The organism is Pseudomonas sp. GW821-FHT07E12 (assembly GCF_058986605.1).
Genome location: NZ_JBYSVX010000040.1, coordinates 14,398 through 37,747, shown reverse-complemented (window position 1 = coordinate 37,747; position 23,350 = coordinate 14,398). Strand labels below are relative to the sequence as shown.

At 65.6% G+C, this 23,350-nt stretch carries 13 protein-coding genes; all 13 read left to right on the top strand.

The window, feature by feature from the left end:
• Positions 1-7 precede the first annotated feature (7 nt).
• The 13 genes from AC3WJE_RS18120 to AC3WJE_RS18060 all read left to right on the top strand — a co-directional run bounded on the left by AC3WJE_RS18120 (position 8) and on the right by AC3WJE_RS18060 (position 22,935).
• Positions 8-2,716, top strand: a complete 2,709-nt coding sequence (locus AC3WJE_RS18120) for a beta-mannosidase (RefSeq protein ID WP_493732223.1) — start codon at positions 8-10, stop codon at positions 2,714-2,716.
• Between the two features lie 131 nt (positions 2,717-2,847).
• Positions 2,848-5,463 (top strand): glycoside hydrolase family 3 protein, encoded by a 2,616-nt coding sequence (locus AC3WJE_RS18115; RefSeq protein ID WP_493732222.1) that lies wholly within the window; start codon positions 2,848-2,850, stop codon positions 5,461-5,463.
• A gap of 710 nt (positions 5,464-6,173) precedes the next feature.
• Positions 6,174-8,954: a TonB-dependent receptor gene (locus tag AC3WJE_RS18110; RefSeq protein WP_493732221.1), complete on the top strand. Its 2,781-nt coding sequence runs from the start codon at positions 6,174-6,176 to the stop codon at positions 8,952-8,954.
• Positions 8,955-9,150: 196 nt separating this feature from the next.
• Entirely contained in the window at positions 9,151-11,049 is a 1,899-nt protein-coding gene (locus AC3WJE_RS18105) for a beta-galactosidase (protein WP_493732220.1), read from the top strand.
• Positions 11,040-12,413: an APC family permease gene (locus tag AC3WJE_RS18100; RefSeq protein ID WP_493732219.1), complete on the top strand. Its 1,374-nt coding sequence runs from the start codon at positions 11,040-11,042 to the stop codon at positions 12,411-12,413. Before AC3WJE_RS18105 ends, AC3WJE_RS18100 begins: the two co-directional genes overlap by 10 nt.
• Positions 12,392-13,339 (top strand): carbohydrate kinase family protein, encoded by a 948-nt coding sequence (locus AC3WJE_RS18095; RefSeq protein ID WP_493732218.1) that lies wholly within the window; start codon positions 12,392-12,394, stop codon positions 13,337-13,339. The genes AC3WJE_RS18100 and AC3WJE_RS18095 overlap by 22 nt, the downstream gene beginning before the upstream one ends.
• The gene (locus AC3WJE_RS18090; protein WP_493732217.1) at positions 13,317-14,744 is read left to right on the top strand and encodes a 6-phospho-beta-glucosidase; all 1,428 of its coding nucleotides are present in this window, start codon (positions 13,317-13,319) and stop codon (positions 14,742-14,744) included. Before AC3WJE_RS18095 ends, AC3WJE_RS18090 begins: the two co-directional genes overlap by 23 nt.
• A gap of 337 nt (positions 14,745-15,081) precedes the next feature.
• Complete coding sequence (locus AC3WJE_RS18085) at positions 15,082-16,521, top strand: glycoside hydrolase family 125 protein (RefSeq protein ID WP_493732216.1); 1,440 nt, start codon at positions 15,082-15,084, stop codon at positions 16,519-16,521.
• A gap of 134 nt (positions 16,522-16,655) precedes the next feature.
• Positions 16,656-18,995, top strand: coding sequence for a GH92 family glycosyl hydrolase (locus AC3WJE_RS18080; protein WP_493732215.1), 2,340 nt, complete (start codon positions 16,656-16,658; stop codon positions 18,993-18,995).
• Between the two features lie 106 nt (positions 18,996-19,101).
• A complete protein-coding gene (locus AC3WJE_RS18075; protein ID WP_493732214.1) occupies positions 19,102-20,943 on the top strand; it encodes a glycoside hydrolase family 35 protein in 1,842 nt (613 codons plus the stop codon).
• A 322-nt stretch (positions 20,944-21,265) separates the two neighbouring features.
• On the top strand, positions 21,266-21,739 hold the full coding sequence (locus tag AC3WJE_RS18070; RefSeq protein WP_493732213.1) for a hypothetical protein: 474 nt from the start codon (positions 21,266-21,268) through the stop codon (positions 21,737-21,739).
• 440 nt (positions 21,740-22,179) lie between these two features.
• Positions 22,180-22,404, top strand: coding sequence for a hypothetical protein (locus tag AC3WJE_RS18065; protein WP_493732212.1), 225 nt, complete (start codon positions 22,180-22,182; stop codon positions 22,402-22,404).
• Positions 22,405-22,473: 69 nt separating this feature from the next.
• Complete coding sequence (locus AC3WJE_RS18060) at positions 22,474-22,935, top strand: hypothetical protein (RefSeq protein WP_493732211.1); 462 nt, start codon at positions 22,474-22,476, stop codon at positions 22,933-22,935.
• Positions 22,936-23,350 lie beyond the last annotated feature (415 nt).

The window sequence follows — 23,350 nt, the reverse complement described above, 5'->3', positions numbered from 1 at the left end:
ATCACTGATGCCTGTATCTCGTCGTCTTCATTTCTCCAGCGGCATCCTTGTGGGAGGGACATCTCCCATCAGGCTGCTGACGGCTCTGCTGGGACTGGCGCTCGCCCTGCCGGCGTGGGCCGCGCCGCCCTCGACACAGACACTGGATGACGGCTGGCAGGTCCGGCTCGCACCAGGACAAACACAGGCCAAGGACCATCCGAAGGCCGCCAAGTGGCTGCCGGCGCAGGTGCCGGGCACCGTGCAGACCGATCTGATCGCCGCCGGCGTGGTGGCCGATCCGTTCTATCGCGACAACGAAGGCCAGATCCAATGGGTCGGCCTGACCGACTGGCAGTACCAGACCCGCTTCAAGCTCGCCGACGGCACCTTGGCACGCGACCACGTCGAGCTGGTGTTCGACGGCCTGGACACGCTGGCCGAAGTCACTCTCAACGGCAAGAAGATCCTCGACGCCGACAACATGTTCCGGCGCTGGCGCGTGGACGTAAAGCCGCTGCTCAAGTCCGGCGACAACGTGCTGGAAGTGAAACTGTACTCGCCGATCAAGAAGATCCAGCCGTGGCTCGCGCAGCAGCCGTACGCGCTGCCCGGCGCCTATGACTCCGCGTTCGGCGACGAGCCGGAGGCGCGCCACAGTTCCACCTATGTGCGCAAGGCGCCGTACAACTTCGGCTGGGACTGGGGCCCGCGCATGGTCACCGCCGGCATCTGGAAGGACGTGAAGCTGCAGGCCTGGGATGCCATCCGCGCCGATGATCTGCACATCGCCCAGCAGCGCGTCGATGCCGATGCCGCGCAGCTCGAAGCGCAGATCACGCTGGAAGCCGGTCACAGCGGCCCGGTGAAGGTCGACGTGCGGGTGCTCGATCCCGACGGCCGCCAGGTCACGCAGATCAGCGAGCAACGCACCGTCGATCCGGGCAGCAACCGCATCGATCTGCCGCTGCGCATCGCCCAGCCGCGACGCTGGTTCCCGGCCGGTTACGGCGCGCAGGACCGCTACACCTTCATCGCCAGCGTGAGTGATGCCGACGGCGACAGCCAGCCGCTCAAGCGCGTCACCGGCCTGCGCACGGTCGAACTGCGCCGCGAGAAGGATCGCTGGGGCAAGAGCATGGCGATCGTGGTCAACGGCATCCCGGTGTTCGCCAAGGGCGCCAACCTGATTCCGCTCGACAGCTTCCCCAGCCGCGTCACCGAGGCGACGATGCGCCGCACCCTGCAGGACGCGCACGACGCCAACATGAACATGCTGCGCATGTGGGGCGGCGGCCATTATCAGGACGAGCGCTTCTACGACATCGCCGACGAACTCGGCATCATGATCTGGCAGGATTTCATGTTCGGCGGCGCGATTCCGCCCTACGACGTGGACTTCCGCGAGAACACCCGGCAGGAAGCGGTCGAGCAGGTCAAACGCCTGCGCGACCATCCCAGCATCGTGCTGTGGTGTGGCAACAACGAAGTGCAGACCGGCTGGGAGAACTGGGGCGATCGGGTCAAGTTCAAGCAGTCGCTGGATCCGGAAGAGCGTACCCGCATCGAACGCGGCATGACCACGCTGTTCGGCAGCGTGCTGCGCGAGGCGGTCAACGTCTATTCGCCGGGCACGCCGTACTGGGCGACCTCGCCGGGTACCGATTTCGACGGCGCCGCCGATCAGGCCGACGATGGCGACATGCACTACTGGAAGGTCTGGGGCGGCCCCGCGCTGCCGGTGACCGAATACATGAACGTCACCCCGCGCTTCATGTCCGAGTACGGCCTGCAGTCGTTCCCCGACATGCGCACCATCCACGCCTTCGCCGAAGCCGGCGATCTGGATCCGGAATCGCCGGTGATGCGCGCGCACCAGAAGTTCGACAAGGGCAACGGCAACCAGCGCCTGATGCTGTACATCCGCCGCGAGTTCGGCGAGCCGAAGGATTTCGAGAGCTTCGTCTACCTGAGCCAGCTGATGCAGGCCGAAGGCATCGCGATCGCCGCCGAGCACCTGCGCGCCTCACGCCCGCAATCGATGGGCTCGCTGTACTGGCAGCTCAACGACGTGTGGCCGGGCGCCTCATGGTCGAGCGTGGACTACTACGGCCGCTGGAAAGCCCTGCACTTCCATGCGCGCCGCTTCTACGCGCCTGAACTGATCGCCGCACTGCGCAAGGACGGCACCACCAGCGTCTCGCTGGTTTCCGATCGCACCGCACCGCTGGCAGCCAAGTGGCGGCTGCGCGTGATGGACTTCGACGGCAAGCTGCTGTCCTCGCGCACGCAACCGGCCAAACTCGCACCGCTGAGCAGCACGCAAGTGGCGCGATACACCGACGCCCAGCTGCTGCAGGGCGCCGACCCGAAACGCACCTTCGCGGTGTTCGAACTGCTCGACGGCGAACGCGTGCTGTCACGCCAGACCGTGTTCTTCGACGCGGCCAAGCACCTGGCATTGCCACAGGCGCAGGTCCGCACCGAGTGGAAAGCTGACGGTGACGGCTACACGCTGACCTTGACCAGCCCGGTGCTGGCGCGCGAAGTCTGGTTGTCGTTCGGCGATACCGACGTCCGCGTGTTCGACAACGCTTTCGACCTGTTGCCGGGCGAGCCGTTGACGGTGCACGTGCAAAGCGCCGCATCGCTGGAAACGCTGGAGGCCAAGTTGCAGGTGCGCGATCTGGGCTCGACTCTTGCCGGTGCACCGGCTGAACCGGTGGAGAGCAAATAATGCGTAGTCCGTCGTCCCCACGCATCGGGACGCACACCGATTCCACCCTTGTCGTCGTTCCCGCGAAAGCGGGAACCCATGGACGTTGCTGCGATCGGAGCGAACGTCCATGGATCCCCGCTTTCGCGGGGATGACGATACTGGCGCTTGCACTGACCGCCTCCACCACCGCCCACGCCGACGACGCCGAAGACCGCGCCGCCACGCTGGTCGCGAAGATGACCCGCGAGGAAAAGATCGCGCAGGCCATGAACGATGCCCCGGCGATTCCGCGCCTGGGCATTCCCGCCTACGAATGGTGGAGCGAAGGCCTGCACGGCATCGCCCGCAACGGCTACGCCACCGTGTTCCCGCAGGCGATCGGCCTGGCCGCGACCTGGAACACCGACCTGATCCAGCAGGTCGGCACCGTCACCTCGATCGAGGCGCGCGCCAAGTTCAACCTCGCCGGTGGCCCCGGCAAAGACCACGCACGCTATGCCGGCCTGACCATCTGGTCGCCCAACATCAACATCTTCCGCGACCCACGCTGGGGCCGCGGCATGGAAACCTACGGCGAGGACCCCTACCTCACCGGCCAGCTCGCAGTCGGCTTCATCCACGGCCTGCAAGGCGATGACCTGCAGCATCCGCGTACCATCGCCACGCCCAAGCATCTGGCCGTGCACAGCGGCCCGGAGCCGGGCCGCCACGGTTTCGACGTGGATGTCTCCCCGCACGATCTGGAAGCGACCTACACCCCCGCATTCCGTGCCGCGATCGTCGAAGGCCAGGCCGGCTCGGTGATGTGCGCCTACAACTCGCTGCATGGCACACCGGCCTGCGCGTCCGAATCACTGCTCAACGGACGCCTGCGCGGCGACTGGGGCTTCAAGGGCTTCGTCGTATCCGACTGCGATGCGGTCGATGACATGACCCAGTTCCACTACTTCCGCCCCGACAACGCCGGCTCGTCGGCCGCCGCGCTCAAGGCTGGGCACGATCTCAACTGCGGCTACGCCTATCGCGAACTCGGCAAGGCGATCGAGCGCGGTGAAGTGGAAGAAAAACTGCTCGACCAGTCGCTGGTGCGCCTGTTCGCCGCGCGCTACCGGCTCGGCGAGCTGCAAGCGCCCAAGCGCGATCCATACGCGCGTCTTGGCAACAAAGACATCGACAACGCCACCCATCGCAAGCTCGCGCTGCAAGCGGCGGTGCAGTCGCTGGTGCTGCTGAAGAACGACGCGAACACGCTGCCGCTGAAACCCGGCGCCACGCTCGCGGTGATCGGCCCCAACGCCGATGCGCTGGCCGCGCTCGAAGCCAATTACCAAGGCACTTCCAGCGATCCGGTGACGCCGCTGCAAGGCCTGCGCGCACGCTTCGGCGCACAACGCGTGCGCTACGCGCAGGGCGCACCACTCGCTGCGGGCGTGCCCGGCACGATTCCCGAGTCCGCGCTGCGCAGCGACGGCCAGCCCGGCCTGAAGGGCGAATACTTCGACAACATCGATCTGGCCGGCACGCCGCGCACGGTGCGCCAGGACCGCGTGATCGGCTTCAACTGGGATCACATCGCACCAGCCAAGGGCGTGTCCGCCGACCGCTACTCGGTGCGCTGGAGCGGCGAACTGCTGCCGCCCGGTCCGGGCGACTACACGCTGGCCGTGCGCGTGGCGCGCTGCTTCGATTGCGCCGGCCATGATCCGGTGCGCATGTACGTTGATGACCAACTGGTGGTTGCCGGCAATGCCGAGGACAAGCGCATCGCCGCCGGCGTGCACAACGCCGACGGCCGCAATGTCGAAGCGACGCTGCACTTCGACGATACCCGCCCGCGCCGCATCCGCCTGGAAATCGAGCATCGCGGACAGGATCAGGGCCTGCGCCTGGAATGGCTGGCCCCCGCCGACGCGCAGTTAGCCGAAGCCGAGCGCGCGACAGCGCAATCTGATGCCGTGGTCGCCTTCGTCGGCCTGTCACCGGACGTGGAAGGCGAGGAGCTGAAAGTCGACGTGCCCGGCTTCGACGGCGGCGACCGCAACGCGATCGGCCTGCCGGCCGCGCAGGAAGCCCTGCTCGCGCGCCTCAAAGCCACCGGCAAGCCGCTGGTGGTAGTGCTGATGAGCGGCAGCGCGGTCGCGTTGAACTGGGCGCAGCAGCATGCCGACGCGATCCTGGCCGCGTGGTATCCCGGCCAGTCCGGCGGCACCGCGGTCGCGCAGGCGCTGGCCGGCGACGTCAACCCGGGCGGTCGCCTGCCGGTGACGTTCTATCGCTCGACCAAGGACCTGCCGCCCTACGTCAGCTATGACATGAAGGGCCGCACCTACCGCTACTTCACCGGCACGCCGCTGTATCCGTTCGGTTACGGCCTGAGCTATACGTCTTTCGGTTACGACGCACCGCGCCTGTCCGCCGCCACGCTGAAGGCCGGCGACACGCTGACCGTCTCCACCCAGGTACGCAACACCGGCACGCGGGTCGGTGACGAGGTGGTGCAGGTCTATCTCGAATACCCCAAGCGCCCGCAATCGCCGCTGCGCACGCTGGTCGGTTTCCAGCGCGTGACGCTGCAACCGGGCGAGTCGCGCGAGCTGACGTTCGCGCTCGACGCACGTCGGCTCAGCGACGTCGATCGCGCCGGCCAACGCGCGGTCGAGGCTGGCGACTACCGGATCTTTGTCGGCGGTGGTCAACCTGGCACCGGCGCTCCCGGTGGCGAAACCGCGTTCTCGATCGAGGGCCGCGCGCCGCTGCCGAAGTGAGGTGCGCATGCCGGTTGCGGTGCGAATGGGCGACCGCTGCCCCCACTCTCAGCGGGGGCCTTCCCTATTCACGTCCTCCACGGCGTTTGTCAGCATCGCGCCCGGAAAAACCCGCATGAAGCGGGTTCCGCTCTACGGACGAAGACATGCGGGACGATCCTGGATGCGTGTCAATTCATGTCAATCGAAGCCATAAACGTTTATGACTTCACATTCCCTTGACAGCGGCGCTCGACCCCGCTAACGATAGACACGTTGGCGCAACGCGCCGACCCAGTGCTCCGAATGACGCCAGGGGATGTCACGGCGTCGTTCTCCGAGGTAACTCCACGGGTGGTGATCGTATGCAGTGTCGTCGTCGCAACCAGGACTACCGCCTCGCCGCCGTTTCGAAGCTGCGCGCGTTTTCTGTCCGCGCACGCCTCGCCATGGGGAGCATCGCACCATGACCCGTCGCTACAAGCTGAGCGCGCTGCGTTCGCGCTCCAAGTGCATCGCCGGCTACTCGCCGCCTCGTCGCTGACCTCCGCATAGCTGTCTCCAACCGGTAGACGCTTCGCGTCCGTTCCCGCATGCCCTGCGTGCACGCCATTGCGGCGTGCTGCGTGAGCGTGCGCGCGCAACGCACCCGCGTCATGTCTGCCCGGAACCAACGCACCAGGCGCCGTCGCATCGAGCGATGGCACCCGCATTGAACAGCGAGGTGACACGTGGAAAAGCGCAAGCATTGCAATCGCAAGACCCTGTTCCTGGCCATCCTGGCCGCTACCAGCATCTCTTCCGTACCCCAGGCCTTCGCGGACACTGGGCAGGAGACCACGCAAGACACCGCGCCAGACCAGGACAAGGTCAAGCAACTGCAGGCGATCACGGTGGTCACCAACCGCTACGACGCCAGCGTGCTCAAGATGAATGCATCGAACACGGTGGACGTGCTGTCGGCGGACGATCTCGAACACACCGCGGTCCACAACGTCGCCGAGGCGCTCGGCCTGATCTCGGGCATCAACATCACCACGACCGGTTCCGGTTATTTCGGTGGCGTTGACGGCGCCGCGCGTGGCGAGGGCATGTTCGCCTCGGTGCGCGGACTGCCTTCGGAATACAACGTCAATCTGATCGATGGCGTCACCGTGGCGCAGGGCATGCCCTACAGCCGCAGCGTGCAGCTCAGTCTGTTGCCGCCTTCCGGGCTGCAGACCATCGTGGTGAACAAGACCTCCATGGCCGACATGGACGGTGATGCGATCGGCGGCACCATCGATTTCCGCACCCCGACCGCGTTCGACTACAAGGAGACCACCAGCGGCAGCGTGACCGGCAGCGGTCGCCTGGAAAGCCGCGCACGCGACTACGGTGGCGATGGCCTGGGCGGTGGCATGGCCGGCGAGTTCCAGCACAAGTTCGGTGCCGACCAGCAGTTCGGTTTCTACGCCAGCGCCTACTACGACTACCGCACCTCGACCAACAGCGAAGTGGCGGCGGCGACCAGCGCGCGCGGCGATGGCTCCTGGGAGTTCCTGCACACCGATGCCGACGGTGGCAACGCGGCTGGCTACGACCCGCAGCAGAACCTGACCAGCACCGGCATGAACGTCGGCGTCGTCGCCGGCTGGGAGCGCCGCTACGGCGGCAATGCCTCGTTCGACTGGAATGTCGACGACACCTTGTCGCTGTACGCGCGCATGACCTACGCCTACGCGCAGACCGACCAGGGCACGACCTTCACGCAGTTGCTGCCACAGGACGTCACCTACGAGGCGACCTCGACGGCCGGCGTGTACACGCCCAACATCGGCCGCATCGCCTCGCGCTTCTGGTACGAGACCAACCCGGAGATCGCCGATCTGGCGACGTTCCAGATCGGCGCGCGCAAGACCTACGGCGGCTGGACCTTCATGCCGAACGTGTTCTACAGCTTCGGCGACAACGATCGTCCCGATCACGTCGAGATCGACGGCCGCGAGGACAAGTTCTCGCAGGACAATTACGCCTATTCCGGCAGCACGCTGGTCCGCTACGGCAGCGGTGCATTCCCCTATCCGCAGTTGACCCCGGCGCTGCTCGCACAGGTCAACGACATCCCCTCGCTGTACGCCAGCAGCTACGGCGAGCTGACCAAGATCTATTCGGGCCAGAAGAAGGGCGGTGCCAAGTTTGATACCCGCTACGACTTCGAGGACGGCGCGTTGGCGTCGCTGCAGTTCGGGGTGAAGTACAGCAAGAGCCGCCGCGAATACACCAACCGCGACTGGTGGACCGGCGGTGTCGACGACACCAGCACGCTCGGCGATCTGGGCATCTTCAGCGGCAACTACTCGTCGATCTTCCCCGGCAAGTACAACTGGGTCACCCCGAAGGTCAGCGAGGCTGCGGTCAAGTCCGTCATCTACAGCCACCTTACCGACGACGACCTGGATACCTGCGGCAGTTCGTATTACGTCAACAACTGGAACTGCAACACGATGCGCGGCACCGAGGCGGTCAGCGCGGCCTACGCGATGGCGACGTTCTCGCTCGGCAATCTCGAGGTCGTGCCGGGCGTGCGCTTCGAGCACACCAGCATCCACAACACCTTCTGGGTGACGCCGACCGACGACGAGGGCAACGAGGAGGTGGGCTACTTCAGCAGCAACCACACCTCCTACAACGAACCGTTGCCGAGCGTGTTCCTGACCTGGCGTCCCGACACCCGCACGGTCTATCGCGCCGCGCTGTGGACCAGCTACACCCGGCCCGCGTTCGTGCAGTTGGGCGGCGGCACCGACATCAGCATCTCCAACGGCGTGACCACGATCACCCAGGGCAACCCGGACCTGAAGCCGATCGAATCGACCAACCTGGACCTGTCCGGCGAATGGTCGACCGACCACGGCGGCTTCTTCTCGGCCGCCGGCTTCTACAAGCGCCTGCGCAACTACATCTACGACGCAGGCGCCAGCCAGGCCAATGCCAGCACCAGCGGCAGTGGCACGGTGCTCTACACGATGCCGACCAACGGCGGCGACGGCACGGTTTATGGCCTGGAGGTCAGCGCACGCCAGCGCTTCCAGGACCTGCCGGCACCGTTCGACGGCCTGGGCGTGAGCTTCAACGCCACGCGCCAGCATTCCCGCGTCGATCTGGGCATGGATGGCTTCGAGAACGAGCACATGCAGTCCGCGCCCAACGCCATGGCCAACCTCGAACTGTTCTACGAGCACGAGCGGTTCTCGTTGAACCTGAGCTACCACTTCAGCAGTTCCTACCTGCTCAGCTACGACTATCTGGATCAGGGCGCGCCGTGGGATGACCTCTGGTCACGACCGACGCGGCGCGTGGACCTGCACGCCGGCTATCACTTCGACAATGGCCTGAGCCTGGACCTGTCGATCTCCAACCTGACCAAGGAGTACAGCTACTGGGCGCACATCGGCCGCAGCAGCCTGGCGATCTCGGACATCGTCGATTCCGGGATGACCAGCCTGCTGACCGTCAAGTACGCGTTCTAGTGATATGCCGCAGATTTCCGGCCCGTCATTCCCGTGCAAGCGGGAAGCGCTTTTCAGCAGCCGAAGGCTGATCATCCATGGACGTTGCCCCCTGAAGGCAACGTCCCTGGTTCCCCGCTTGCGCGGGGATGACGAGTTGGGGTTCTGCAAGGCATCGCATGAAATTCGCCGCCCTCTACCGCTGCCGGAGACCACGATGAAGCGCAGGCGTTTCTGCACGCTCGGCCTGCTCGCGCCACTCGGGCTGGCAGCGGTACCCATTCCGCTTTCGCCGATGCCTGCGCCCGTGCCGGATGGTCGGCCGCATGCATTCGGTTTCGGGCCGGGCCACTTCACCCTGGACGGACAGCCCTGGCAGATCCGCAGCGGCGAGATGCATCCCCTGCGCATCGCCCGCGCCGACTGGCTGCACCGCATCCGCATGGCCAAGGCGATGGGCCTGAACACGATCGCGCTGTACCTGATGTGGAACGCGTTCGAACGCGAGCCCGGCCAGTTCGATTTCGAAAGTGGCGAACGCGATTTCGTCGCCTTCATCCGCTTGTGCCAGCAGGAGCGGATGTGGGTCTATCTGCGGCCCGGGCCCTACGTCTGCGCCGAGTGGACACTGGGCGGGCTACCGCCGTACCTGCTGCGCGAGCCGGGCATCCGCCTGCGCGATCGCCACGACGCACGCTACATGGCAGCGGTGCGCCGCTACATCGCCGCGGTCGCGCCGCGGATCGCACCGCTGATGGCGGCAGCCGGCGGGCCGGTGCTGATGCTGCAGATCGAGAACGAATATTCGATGCACGGCGATGACGTCGGCTATCTGCAGGCACTCGCCGACCTGTGGCGCGAGCACGGCATCGACGGCCCGTTTTCGCTGGCCGAGGGACTCAAGGACCTGCGCCGCCGCAAGGCCTACCTGCCCGGCACGGCGCTGGGCATGGACGGCGCCGATGTGGATGAGCTGCGCGAGGGTGTGCATTTCGCCGGGCAGGCGCCGGTGTGGGTCGCCGAAGGCTATCCGGGCTGGCTGACCCACTGGGGCGAGCCCGACTTCGCTCGCCGCGACTACGCGCCGGTGCTGCGCCGGATCATGGCCGCCGGCTATTCGTTCAACCTGTACGTGGTGCACGGTGGCAACAACTTCGGACTCAGCGCCGGCGCCAATGCCGAAGATGACGGCTCGCAGTTCCAGCCGGATATCACCAGCTACGACTACGCTGCGCCGATCGACGAAGCCGGTCGCGCCACGCCCGCCTATTTCGCGCTGCGGCGGATCATCGCCGGACACGCCGGCGAGCCGCCGCCGGCCCCGGTCCGCACCCGGTTCGCACCGGTGCAGGCGCAGCCGTTCGCCGCGTTGTGGGACAACCTGAGCCGCGAACCGGTAACCACCGAGCGACCGGCGGACAATCAGAGGCTGCTCGCGCAGGATCAGGGCATCGTCGTATATCGACGTCGCATCGAACCCGGCTCGGAACTGCAGTTCGGGCGCGTGCACGACTATGCGGTGATCCAGCTCGACGAGCGCGAGATCGGCCACGTTTCGCGGATGCAACATCCTCGACTCAACAGCACGCCGCAGGTGACGCTGCCGGATGCCACCTCGACCGAGCGCCAGCTGGACGTGCTGGTGGACAGCTTCGGGCACATCAACTTCGGACCGGCGCTGGGCGATCCCAAGGGTCTGCTCGACACCATCCAGCTGGACGGCCGTGAACTGCAGCACTGGCAGGTCCACGGACTGGCGCTGGACGGTGACGCCCCACCCACGCTGCGCCCGTTGCAGGGCCCACCCACGCGCCCTGGTCTGTTCTTCGCCGCCGAGATCGAACTGGACAGCGTCGGCGACATCCACCTGGACATGAGCGAGTGGCGCAAGGGCTACCTGTGGGTCAACGGGCGGCTGCTCGGACGCTACTGGGACATCGGCCCGCAACAATGCCTGTACTGCCCCGGCGCGTGGCTGCGGCCGGGCCGCAACCAGGTGCTGGTGCTGGACCTGCATCGCCTGCAACCGGCCATGATCCGCTGCGCGGATGGCCTCACGCCCCAACAACCCGTCGCGACTCTGGCCCACACCGAGGAAGCCTGCGCATGCAGCTGACGCCGAGCACCATCGCATCCCCGGCTATCGACCATGCGGTGCCGCCGCGCACGCTCGGATTCTGGAGCGCGCTGTCGGCCAATCTGCTGAACATGATCGGCATCGGTCCGTTCATCACCATTCCGCTGGCGCTGTCGGCACTGGCCGGACCGGGCGTGTTGATCGGCTGGGTTGCCGGTGCGCTGCTGTGCCTGTGCGACGGGCTGGTCTGGGCCGAGCTGGGTTCGGCGATCCCGCGCTCGGGCGGCCCTTACCACTACCTGCGCGAAGCCTACGGCCGCGAGCGCAGTGGACGCCTGTTGGGCTTTCTCTACCTGTGGCAGACCCTGCTGACCGCGCCGCTGTCGGTCGGCGCGGCCGCGGTCGGCTGCGCGCAATACCTGGCGTTCCTGATGCCGGGGCTGGGCCACGTCCAGCTCACCGCGATCGCGATGGCGCTGTGCCTGTTCAACACGATCCTGCTGTATCGCGAGGTGCGCTCGGTGCAGCTGCTGTCGCTGCTGGTGAGCGCGGTGGTGATGGCCGCCTGCGTCTGGATCATCCTCAGCGGCGTGCTGCATTTCGACACCGCGCTGGCCATGGACTTCCTGCATGCCCGGCCAGCCTCGCCGCACGGGTTCTGGCTCGGCTTCGGCGCAGTCGCGTTGATCGCGGTCTACGACTACGGTGGCTACAACAACGTGTGCATGCTCGGCGGCGAGATCCGCAAGCCACGTCGCACCATCCCGCGCGCGGTGCTGTACTCGATCCCGATCGTTGCGCTGCTGTACCTGGGCCTCAACGTCACCCTGCTCGGCGTGCTGCCCTGGCAGCAGGCGGCGCAATCCAAGGCGGTGGTGGCCGATTTCATGCAGGCGATCTACGGCCATGTCGGCAGCAGCGTGGCGGTGGCGCTGATCGTGCTGGCGAGCTGGGGCTCGGCGCTGGTGGTGCAACTGGGCTATTCGCGGGTGCCGTATGCGGCGGCGGCGGCCGGGCAGTTCTTCAGCGTGTTCGCCCGGCTGCATCCGCGCGGCCGCTTCCCCACGGTCTCGCTGCTGTTCGTCGGCGCGACCTCGGCGCTGGCCTGCCTGCTCTCGCTGGACGACCTGATCGCCACCTTGATGATCATCCAGATCATGTTCCAGTTCATGGCGCAGTGCCTGGCGATCGTGCTGCTGCGACGGCGTCCGCGAAAGCGCGGCACGTTCGCGATGCCGCTGTACCCGTGGCCGCTGCTGGTCAGCGTCTGCGGCTGGCTGTACCTGCTCGCGACCAGTCCGGTTCGACGGCTGCTCGCCGCGGTGCTGGCGTTGTGCCTGGGCACCATCCTTTATCTGATCCAAGCCAGGAGACAGGCAGCATGGCCATTCCAGCCGCGCTAACCCATCCCGAGATCGTGGTCGTCGGGGAAATCTACGCCGACCACATCTTCAGCGGTTTCGAATCCTGGCCCAGGCCGGGCGAGGAAGCATTCGCACGCCATTACCTGCGCGAACTGGGCGGCGGCACGGTCAACACCGCCTGCGGGCTTGCGCGCCTGGGCCGCCGTACCCGGCTGCTGGGACTGATCGGCGAGCAGGACCGCCATTGGTTCGAGCAGCGCCTGGGCGAGTTCGGGCTGTCGGCCGATGGACTGCGCGATTCTCCCGCCGGCACCGGCGTCACCGCGAGCGTGTCGCTGCAGGAGGACCGCTCGTTCTTTACCTACCTGGGCGCCAACGCCGGGCTGGAGGATCTGCTCCGGGAACGGCCAGTGATCACTGAACTCTGCGCCGCACGGCATGTGCATTTCGCCATGCCACTGCCGGTGACGCTGGCGCGCACGCTGTTGCCGGCGCTGGCAGCCGCCGGTTGCACCACATCGCTGGACGTCGGCTTCAATCCCGACTGGCTGGCAGCCCCCGAAAACCAGCACACCTGCCGCAGCGTCGACTGGTTCCTGCCCAATCGCCAGGAGGCCGCACTGCTGGGCTGCGGCGACGGCACCGAAGCATGCCTGCACTGGGCGCACACCTTCGGCCTGCGCCAAGTGGTGATCAAGCTGGGCGCCGAGGGCGCGATGGCCATCGATGCCGAGGGCGCGCGCATCGTGCCGGCCCCGACGCTGCAGGCCCGCGACACCACCGGAGCCGGCGACGCGTTCGATGCCGGCTTCATCGACGCGCTGCTGGAAGGCGCACCGCTCGACGACTGCGTCCGTCGCGGTTGCCTGTGCGGCGCCGCGTGCTGCACCGCGCTGGGCGCGCTGGACGGCCTACCCGATTTCAATCAACTGAGGACCCTGTATGAGCAACATGTGGGATCGTAAGATCGCCCTGATCGGCGGCGGCGGCGTACGCTCGCCGCTGGTCGTGTACGGAGTGAACGAGGCCGCCGAAGCACTCGGCGCGCGCGAGATGGTGCTGTACGACCCCGATCCGGACCGGCTGGCGCTGATGGTCGCGCTCGGGCGCGCGGTGGTGACCGAGTTCGGCGGATCGCTGCAGGTCCGCGCCGCCACCTCGCTGGAAGATGCGATCGACGGCGCGCACTTCGTGCTCAACAGCATCCGTATCGGCGGCATCGCCCAGCGCGCCGCGGACGAGCGGGTGGCGATCCAGCACGGCTATCCCGGCCAGGAAACCACCGGACCGGCCGGCATCGCGATGGCCCTGCGCACGGTCAACATGGCGATCGAGCAGGCGCGCGTGGTCGAGCGTCTCAGCCCACAGGCATGGCTGATCAACTTCACCAACCCCGCCGGCCTGATCACCCAGGCGGTCAGCCGGCATACCGACACCCGCGTCGTCGGCATCTGCGACACCCCGATCGAACTGTTCCACAACATCGCCCGCGCGCTCGGCGCGCCCCCTGAAGAAGTCGAGTGTGATTACGTCGGCCTCAACCATCTGGGCTGGGTGCGTTCGGTGCGATTGCGCGGCCAGGACGTGACCGATGCGGTGCTGGAAAGCGATGAGATCCTGCGCCAGCTGTACCTGGCGCCGCTGTTCGATTTCGACATGATCCGCACCCTGCGGCTGATCCCGACCGAATACCTGTTCTTCTACTACGAGCGGCGCCGGGCGTTGAACAACCAGCGCACGCATGGCTCCAGCCGCGGCACCGAGATCGAACGTCTCAACCAGACGCTCATCGCCACGCTCGGCAGCAAACTGCAGGCCGGCGACGGCCATGGCGCGGTGCAGACGTATGCGGCCTACCTGCAGCAGCGCTCGGGCTCGTACATGAAGCTTGAGGCCGAGGCCGGATCGGCCTTCAGTGACGATCTCGCCCCACAACCCGACCCGTTCCGCGCCAGCACCGGCTATCACCGCATCGCCATCGACGTGATGAGCGCACTGACCGGCGCGCGGCCCGGCCGGCACGTGGTCAACGTCCGCAACCAGGGCGCGATCGCCGAACTGCCCGACGACGACATCGTCGAAATCTCCTCCCTGATCGACCGCGACCGCATCGTGCCGACGCCGGCCGCGCCGCTGCCCGACGCGGTGCAGGGCCTGGTCCGCACGGTCAAGGCCTACGAGCGCGCAGCGATCGAGGCCGCCCTCAGCGGCCGTCCGCTGGACGCCTGCAAGGCCATGCTGATCCACCCGGCGATCGGCGAATGGACCCCCTCGCAGGCGTTGCTGCAGGACCTGTTCGGCCACGTCGCCGAAGACGGCCAGTGCCTGTGCCAAGGGCCGATGCACTGGCATGGGCACGAGCACGGCTAGTGCGTTGCCCGGGACCAGGAGCCGCTGGCAGAACCCCGACCGTCGTCCCCGCGAAGGCGGGGACCCAGTGACTTTCATTCGGGATAGGCAAAGGCACGGGACCTGCGATCCCCAGCCCTCGCATCCGGCGCTCGGGCGTTCGGCCGGATCTGAGCCCATGGCTCGCCCCCCCCCCCGAATTGTGCGGTCGCACTATGCACATCCGCCGCACACATTGTATGGTCGTCGTAAATTGGTCCTGCATAGGTAGCATCGCGTACGAATCGCCGCCGCTACGGTGGCCAGTAGCGGTGCCCGTCGTGCAGGCGTCACGCTGAATCCGAGGAAATTCCAGGTCATGCCCACCCGCCGCGACGTTCTCCAGCTCCTCGGCGCCAGTGCCGGCGCCGGCCTGCTTGCTGGCGCGCTGCCCGCCTTTGCCGCCACGCCCACGTCGGCCTTTGCCAGCAAGCGCCCGCCGAAAAGCCAGCGCCGCTTCGTCAGCACCGCCGTCGAGCAACAGATCGCGCGCATCAAGGCGAAGATCGCCGATCCCGAACTGGCCTGGCTGTTCGAGAACTGCTACCCGAACACGCTCGACACCACCGTCGAGACCGGCACCCGCAACGGCAAGCCCGACACCTTCGTCATCACCGGTGACATCCACGCGATGTGGCTGCGCGATTCCTCCGCGCAGGTGCATCCGTACGTGCCGCTGGCGAAACAGGATCCGGCACTGCGCCGGATGTTCCATGGCCTGATCCAGCGCCAGGCCGCCTGCATCCGCCTGGATCCCTACGCCAATGCCTTCCTGCCCGACGGCACCAGCGAGCGCCTGAAGTGGTCGGTCGACGACATCACCGAGATGAAGCCCGGCGTCGGCGAACGCAAGTGGGAAGTGGATTCATTGTGCTACCCGATCCGGCTCGCCCACGAATACTGGCGCGCCAGCGGCGACACCGCACCGTTCGACGATGACTGGCGCGAAGCGATGCACGTCATCGTGCGCACCTTCCGCGAGCAGCAACGCAAGCACGATCGCGGCCCGTACACGTTCCAGCGGCCCGCACCGCTCGCCACCGAGACGCTGGTGCTGGAAGGCTACGGCCAACCCACCCGCCCCAACGGCATGATCCACTCGATGTTCCGGCCGTCCGACGACGCCTGCGTATATCCGCTGTTCGTGCCGGCCAACCTGTTCGCGGTGACCGCGCTGCGCCAGCTGGCGACGATGAGCGAAACGATCCACCGCGATACCGCCTTCGCCACCGACTGCCGCGCGCTCGCCGACGAAGTCGAAAAAGCCACCCGCGCATTCGGCCAGATGCGCGACGCCGAAGGCCAGTCGCACTGGGCCTATGAAGTGGACGGCTACGGCAACCAGTTGTTCATCGACGACGCCAACGCCCCCGGCCTGCTCAGCCTCGCCTATCTCGGCTGCTGCGAGCGCACCGACCCGGTGTTCCTGCGCACCCGCGCCCTGGCCTGGAGCGAGCGCAATCCGTATTTCTGCCGCGGCCGCGCCGCCGACGGCGTGGGCAGTCCGCACAGCGGCCTGGGCACGATCTGGCCGATGTCGATCGTGCAGTACGCACTCGTCAGCGACGACGACGCGCAGATCCGCCAATGCCTGCACTGGCTGAAGACCACGCACGCCGACACAGGCTTCATGCACGAAGCCTTCGACAAGGACGACCCCAGCAAATTCACCCGCGACTGGTTCGCCTGGGCCAACACCTTGTTCGGCGAACTGATCATCGACCTGTCACAGCGCAAGCCACATCTGCTGAAAGGCTGAATCCCCGTAGGAGCGGCTCTACGTGGCCTAGGGCCATCAGCCGCGATGGGCTTTCCCGGTAAAGCCCCATCGCGGCTAAAGCCGCTCCTACAGAACCCAACACCACGTTTTCACCGCATCACGGAGAACACGCAATGGCAACACGACGCGGATTCCTGCAAGGCGCCATCGCCCTGGCCCTGTTCAGCGGCAACGGCTTGCCCAACCTCGCCTTCGCACGCGCAGGCCGCTACGCGATGCCGGCCGACGCACGCGCCAAGGCCGATCTGACCCGCCACGTCGATGTGTTCATCGGCACCGGCGGCCACGGCCACACGTTCCCCGGCGCCACGCTGCCGTTCGGCATGGTGCAACTCAGCCCGGATACCTACAACGCGGTCTGGGATTCGTGCAGCGGCTACCACGAATCCGACGGCTCGATCATGGGCTTCTCGCACACACATCTGTCCGGCACCGGCATCGGCGACATGCTCGACGTGCTGGTCGTACCCGCCATCGGCAAGGTCAAGCTGGTGCCCGGACCGCTCGAGGATCCCGACGCCGGCTACCGCCAACGCTACCAACACGCCGACGAAGCTGCCTCGCCCGGCTACTACCGCGTGCGCCTGGAATCCAACATCCACGCCGAGCTGACCGCCACCGCACGCGCCGGCCTGCACCGCTACCACTTCCCCAAGGGCCAGCCTGCGCACCTGCTGGTCGATTTCTTCCACGGCATGCAGGACAAACCGGACGTACCCACGCGCGTCACCGAAGCGCAACTGCGCGTGGTCGACGACCGTACCGTGACCGGCGGCCGTCGCGTCTGGCAGTGGGCCAAGGGACGCTACATCTATTTCGCGATGCGGCTGTCGCGGCCGTTCGCGCAGGCCCAGTTGTACAGCGACGACCAGCCACTCGCCGACGGCACGCACCAGGCCCATGGCACCCAGCTCAAGCTCGCCCTGCACTACCCCGACGCCGCCGACGCACCGCTGCTGGTCAAGGTCGGCATCTCCGCGGTCAGCGCCGAGAACGCGCTGGCCAACCTCGACGCCGAACTGCCCGACTTCGACTTCACCCGCGTGCATGCCGCAGCAGTCACCGCGTGGGAAAAGGAACTGGCGCGCGCACGCATCGACGACGGCGACGAAGCACAACGCCGTATCTTCTACAGCGGCCTCTACCACAGCCTGCTCGCACCGACATTGTTCAGCGACGTGGACGGCCGCTATCGCGGCATGGACCTGCAGGTGCACACGCTGCCCGAAGGCCACCACAACTACAGCACCTACTCACTGTGGGATACCTACCGCGCACTGCATCCGTTGCTCACGCTGGTACAGCCCGAGCGCGTGCCCGACCTGATGCAATGCCTGGTACGCGGCGGCGCCGAATGCCCCGACGGCGTGGCGATCTGGCCGCTGCAAGGCATGGAGACCGGCTGCATGATCGGCTACCACTCCGCCGTGGTATTGGCCGAAGCGCACGCCAAGGGCTTCACCGGGATTGATTACGCCGCCGCGTGGCCGCTGTACCGCAAGCGCCTGATGGACGAGGACTTCCACGGCCTGCCGTACTACCGCAAGCTCGGCTACATCCCCAGCGACAAGGTCGACGAAGCGGTCAGCCGCACCCTCGAATACGCCTACGACGACTGGGCCTGCGCGCACCTGGCACGCGCCGCCGGTGCCGAGGACGACTACCGCGCCCTGCTGCAGCGCTCGCGCAACTACCGCAACGTGTTCAACCGCGACAGCGGCTTCATGCAGCCGCGCCTGGAAGATGGCAGCTGGGCCGCACCGTTCGATCCGCGTGCGATGGGCCACATGACGCAATGGCGCGACTTCACCGAGTCCAACGCCTGGCAGGCAACCTTCCTCAACCAGCACGACCTGTACGGCTACATGGAATTGTTCGGCGGCCATGACGGCTTCGTCGCCAAGCTCGACGAACTGTTCACCACCAGCTCCGAACTTCCCGCCGACGCACCACCGGACATCGACGGCATGGTCGGCCAGTACGCACATGGCAACGAACCCAGCCACCACGTCGCCTACCTCTACGCCTACGCCGGTCAACCCTACAAGACCCAGGCGATGGTGCGCCGGCTGCTGCGCGAGCAGTATCACGACGCACGCAACGGCCTGTCCGGCAACGAGGATTGTGGCCAGATGAGCGCCTGGTTCGTGCTCAGCGCGCTCGGCCTGTACGCGGTCGATCCGATCAGCGGCAACTACGTCATCGGCAGCCCGTTGTTCAAGCGCGCCGAACTGGATGTCGGCAACGGCCACACGCTGCGCATCCTCGCCCCGCGCAACAGCGCCGAGAACATCTACGTGCAATCGCTGCGCTGGAACGGCCAGCCACTGACGCGTTCCTGGCTGCGCCACGCCGACCTCGCCGCCGGCGGCACGCTGGAATTCGAGATGGGCCCCAAACCGAACATCGAATTCGGCGCACGCAAGCAAGACCTGCCGCCGTCGTTCGCCTGACCTGCCGTAACTGTGGGAGGGACTTCAGTCCCGACGCCTTACCGATAAAGCGTCGGGACTGAAGTCCCTCCCACAATCACTCTCCCCTCAACTGTCGAGCTCCCCAATGCTCCGCACATCCCTATCCGCGCTCGCGCTGACCCTCGCCCTGTGCCTGCCCGCGCACGCGCAAACGTCACAATCCGCCTGGCCCACCATCGCCACCGACGGCCAGCACTTCACCCGCGACGGCAAGCCCTACCAGATCGTCTCCGGCGCCATCCACTTCCAGCGCATTCCAGGCGCCTACTGGAAGGACCGCCTGCTCAAGGCACGCGCGCTCGGCCTCAACACGGTCGAGACCTACGTGTTCTGGAATCTGATCGAACCGCAGCCCGGCAAGTTCGACTTCAGCGGCAACAACGACCTCGCCGCATTCGTGCGCGAAGCCTCCGCGCTCGGCCTCAACGTCATTCTTCGCCCCGGCCCCTACGTCTGCGCCGAATGGGAAGCCGGCGGCTACCCCGCCTGGCTGTTCGCCGAATCCGGCATGCGCGTGCGCAGCCAGGACCCGCGCTTCCTCGCCGCCAGCGGCGCCTACCTCAAAGCGGTAGCCGACCAAGTACATCCGCTGCTCAACGGCAACGGCGGCCCGATCATCGCCGTGCAGGTCGAGAACGAGTACGGCTCCTACGACGACGACCACGTCTACATGCAGGCCAACCACGACCTGTTCGTGCAGGCCGGCTTCGACAAGGCCCTGCTGTTCACCGCCGACGGCGCCGACATGCTCGCCAACGGCACCCTGCCCCACACGATGGCGGTAGTGAACTTCGCCCCCGGCGAGGCCGAAAGCGCATTCGCCAAACTCGCCAAATTCCGACCCGATCAACCGCAGATGGCCGGCGAATACTGGGCCGGCTGGTTCGACCAGTGGGGCGACAAACACGCCGCCACCAATGCCCAGCAACAAGCGAGCGAATTCGAATGGATCCTGCGCCAGGGCCATTCCGCCAACATCTACATGTTCATCGGCGGCACCAACTTCGGCTTCATGAACGGTGCCAACTTCCAGAAGAACCCCAACGACCACTACGCCCCGCAGACCACCAGTTACGACTACGACGCCGTACTCGACGAAGCCGGCCGTCCCACCCCGAAATTCACCTTGTTCCGCGACGCCATCGCACGCGCGACCGGCGTACAGGCACCCGCACTGCCCGCACCGATCCGTTTCGCCGAACTGCCCGCCACGCCCCTGCGCGAATCGGCCTCGCTGTGGGACAACCTGCCCGCGCCTTCCACGACCAGCGACGACCCGCAACCGATGGAGCATTACGGCCAGGCCTACGGCTACATCCTCTATCGCACCACCGTGACCGGCCCACGCAAGGGCGCGTTGTACCTCGGCGAAGTGCGCGACCACGCCCGCGTCTACATCGACCACAGCCTCGCCGGCAGCGCCGACCGACGCCTGCAGCAAGTGTCGGTAAACGTCGACATCCCCGCCGGACAACACACCATAGACGTCCTGGTCGAGAACACCGGCCGCATCAACTACGGCTCACACCTGGCCGACGGCCACGCCGGCCTGGTCGATCCCGTGTTCCTCGACGGCCAACCGCTGAAGGGCTGGCAGGCCTATCCATTGCCGATGGATGCCCCCGAAGCCATCCGCGGCTGGACCACCGCCAAGATCGAAGGCCCCGCCTTCCATCGCGGCACCCTGAAGATCACCTCGCCCGCCGACACCTACCTGGACATGCAGGCCTTCAGCAAAGGCTTCGCCTGGGCCAACGGCCACAACCTCGGCCGCCACTGGAACATCGGCCCGCAACGCGCGCTGTATTTCCCCGCGCCACTGCAGCGCAAAGGCGACAACAGCGTGATCGTGTTCGATCTGGATGATGTGCAGACGCCGCAGGTGCGTGGTGTCACGCAGCAGGTCTGGATCGCGCCGAAGTCCTAAGTTTTCGCCTCGACCGAAAACATCCGCCCCGCGATCGAGAATCGCGGGGCATTCGCCACACCCGCCACTTCCCCATCCCGGGGGAGCTGCCGTGCCCGTCAGATCGACCCCGCATCAAGATTGAACCCTCGGCGCCCCGATGCTAGCTTCGTTCTGGAACAGGTCCGCAAGGGAATGGCGGCATGATTGGACACATGGATTACATGGCGGCATCGGGGAAGCTCATAGACACAACTGGACCATACGTCGGCAGGGCGAGCGGACTCCCTTGTTACGCACCTGTGCTACACACCACTTTGTCTTCTAATAGTAGTTAGGCCCTATGGACAAATCGCTGCGATTCATCGGAATCCCCTGTCTTCTTCTCGCGGCAGGCACCGCTCTCGCCGACGGCTGGACGCTCCGAGAGGGACGATTTCCTGGCAAGACCACGGTGATCCACCTGTCGCCCGATCAAGCTGCGCGGTTGGACTACATCCATTCGTGCAGAAGCGACAACACCCGCACGCCCTATGTTTTTCATCTAACGCCAGAACAATCCGGCCTACTCAAAAAGCAAGCGGGCGTCTCGGCTACACGGTTCGCCGTCTTTGACAGCACGCATGGAGACACTGGCATTGACCTTGACGCAAACGTGCTTGTCCGCTTCGCGCCGTTCCAGGCCGAGGTTCCGCATCGGCTGCTCATCTCCGACCGAGAGGCGCGGGAGTATGAGCATGAGATCATTGGTTGGGGGCCAAATCCGGTTGAGCATGCCGCTTCATCACAGGTGGCGAGCGGCAAGTGCCCGGGCTAAGGCCTAACAATTCATTCAAGCCGAAGCCGCTTCGCGGCTCGGCTTAATTCAGGCGTTAGGCGCTTGATCGATACTGTCGAAAACTGAGGAAAGACACATGGGCAGCTTTAGCATTTGGCACTGGATCATCGTGCTTTTCATTCTCGCTATACCCGTTGCCATTGGCCTGATCATCTGGCTGATTGTTCGGGCCTCAAAGAGGTCTCCAACAGTCACAAGATCGACAGTTCCGCCAGCCATTGCAGACTCTCCACATTCGTCAGCGGAAGCGCGGCTTCAGGAGCTTGCTTCACTAAAATCCAAAGAGCTGATTACGGATTCTGAGTATGAGCAACAACGTTCCGCCATACTCCGCGGCGTGTAGGCACGCGCCTAACAATTCATTCAAGCCGAACCCGCTTCGCGGGTCGGCTTAATTCAGGCGTTAGGTGCCATATCAGATGCTCAGCCAGCTTTGGGAATCATGGCAGTTCAACTTCTGGCTCGGCCTGGTTAGCCTGGGCGCTGGTCTGGTCGTAGTGTCGCCCTGCCTGCTCGTCCCATCTTGGCGTCGCAAGCTTCTTCAGTCGGACTTAGACATTGAGGGCGTCGGTCTCATCGCGCTGACGGTCGTGCTGGTTGCAGTCGGTTGTTACAACTACTTCGGTGCCGGCAGTGGCCCCTAACAATTCATTCAAGCCGAAGCCGCTTCGCGGCTCGGCTTAATTCAGGCGTTAGGCGCCTCGAGTACACACATGCCAACGCTGTTTGACGTCTACTGCAAGTTCGGCGATGCGGCCGAAGCGGCGCAGCTGCTCGAAACCGAACTGGGCAACTTGCTTCTTTCCGCTGCTATCGAAGCACACGGATTTCGGAAGACACAGAACAAGGCGTTGGCAAGGAAGATTCTTGGCGACATTGATCGGAAGACACTTGGTCAGCTGATTCAGGCGCTCAAGAAGACGAGTCAGCCCGACGAACGACTGGAAGAACTTCTGATGTCGGCATTGACCGAGAGAAATCGTCTGAATCATTCGTTCTATCGGCAGCACAATCTCCGCAGGAACTCAGAGGAAGGTCGGATGCTCATGCTGGCAGATTTGCAAGTTATTCACGAGCGCCTTCTCGATGCGTACACTGCCGTCCTCGCGCTGGCAAACATCGAGATTTCAGAAGATGCGCTTCTGAAGGCCCAGTCTGGTCATCTTCCCCTGTAGAGGCTTCGGCGATGCAGGCGCCTAACCCTTCCTTCAAGCGGACCTGCCTTCGGCAGGCCGCTTAAGTCAAACGTTAGGCGGCATGCCAATCACTTCCGCGAACGTAGAGAAAGCAATCGAGGCTGAGATCACTCGCATCTCCCAGCCGGAACTGATTGCCTGTATCCGGCAACATCTCGTCCCGCCACGTTGCGAGCAACGCGAGTGGGACTACGGCAACCCTGGGATCACCTACCCATGCTGGATCTTCGCTGAGCACCCTGCATCAAACACCGCCTTTGCGTACTGCGAGCAGGGATTCGGCCCAAGCGACCCTTGGGGGCTGTTGTCGATTCGCGGGGAGCACATGTCCATTGGCATGGACAGCGGTTGGTTTGCCCGACTAGAGGGGGCATTCCGTGACTCAATGTCATGG

Bases quoted from the DNA above. Each gene is read 5' to 3' on its own strand.
- AC3WJE_RS18080 (WP_493732215.1), top strand. From the start codon at position 16,656: ATGGCAACACGACGCGGATTCCTGCAAGGCGCCATCGCCCTGGCCCTG.
- AC3WJE_RS18115 (WP_493732222.1), top strand. From the start codon at position 2,848: ATGACGATACTGGCGCTTGCACTGACCGCCTCCACCACCGCCCACGCC.
- AC3WJE_RS18120 (WP_493732223.1), top strand. From the start codon at position 8: ATGCCTGTATCTCGTCGTCTTCATTTCTCCAGCGGCATCCTTGTGGGA.
- AC3WJE_RS18060 (WP_493732211.1), top strand. From the start codon at position 22,474: ATGCCAACGCTGTTTGACGTCTACTGCAAGTTCGGCGATGCGGCCGAA.
- AC3WJE_RS18065 (WP_493732212.1), top strand. From the start codon at position 22,180: ATGCTCAGCCAGCTTTGGGAATCATGGCAGTTCAACTTCTGGCTCGGC.
- AC3WJE_RS18090 (WP_493732217.1), top strand. From the start codon at position 13,317: ATGAGCAACATGTGGGATCGTAAGATCGCCCTGATCGGCGGCGGCGGC.
- AC3WJE_RS18075 (WP_493732214.1), top strand. From the start codon at position 19,102: ATGCTCCGCACATCCCTATCCGCGCTCGCGCTGACCCTCGCCCTGTGC.
- AC3WJE_RS18105 (WP_493732220.1), top strand. From the start codon at position 9,151: ATGAAGCGCAGGCGTTTCTGCACGCTCGGCCTGCTCGCGCCACTCGGG.
- AC3WJE_RS18095 (WP_493732218.1), top strand. From the start codon at position 12,392: ATGGCCATTCCAGCCGCGCTAACCCATCCCGAGATCGTGGTCGTCGGG.
- AC3WJE_RS18100 (WP_493732219.1), top strand. From the start codon at position 11,040: ATGCAGCTGACGCCGAGCACCATCGCATCCCCGGCTATCGACCATGCG.
- AC3WJE_RS18085 (WP_493732216.1), top strand. From the start codon at position 15,082: ATGCCCACCCGCCGCGACGTTCTCCAGCTCCTCGGCGCCAGTGCCGGC.
- AC3WJE_RS18070 (WP_493732213.1), top strand. From the start codon at position 21,266: ATGGACAAATCGCTGCGATTCATCGGAATCCCCTGTCTTCTTCTCGCG.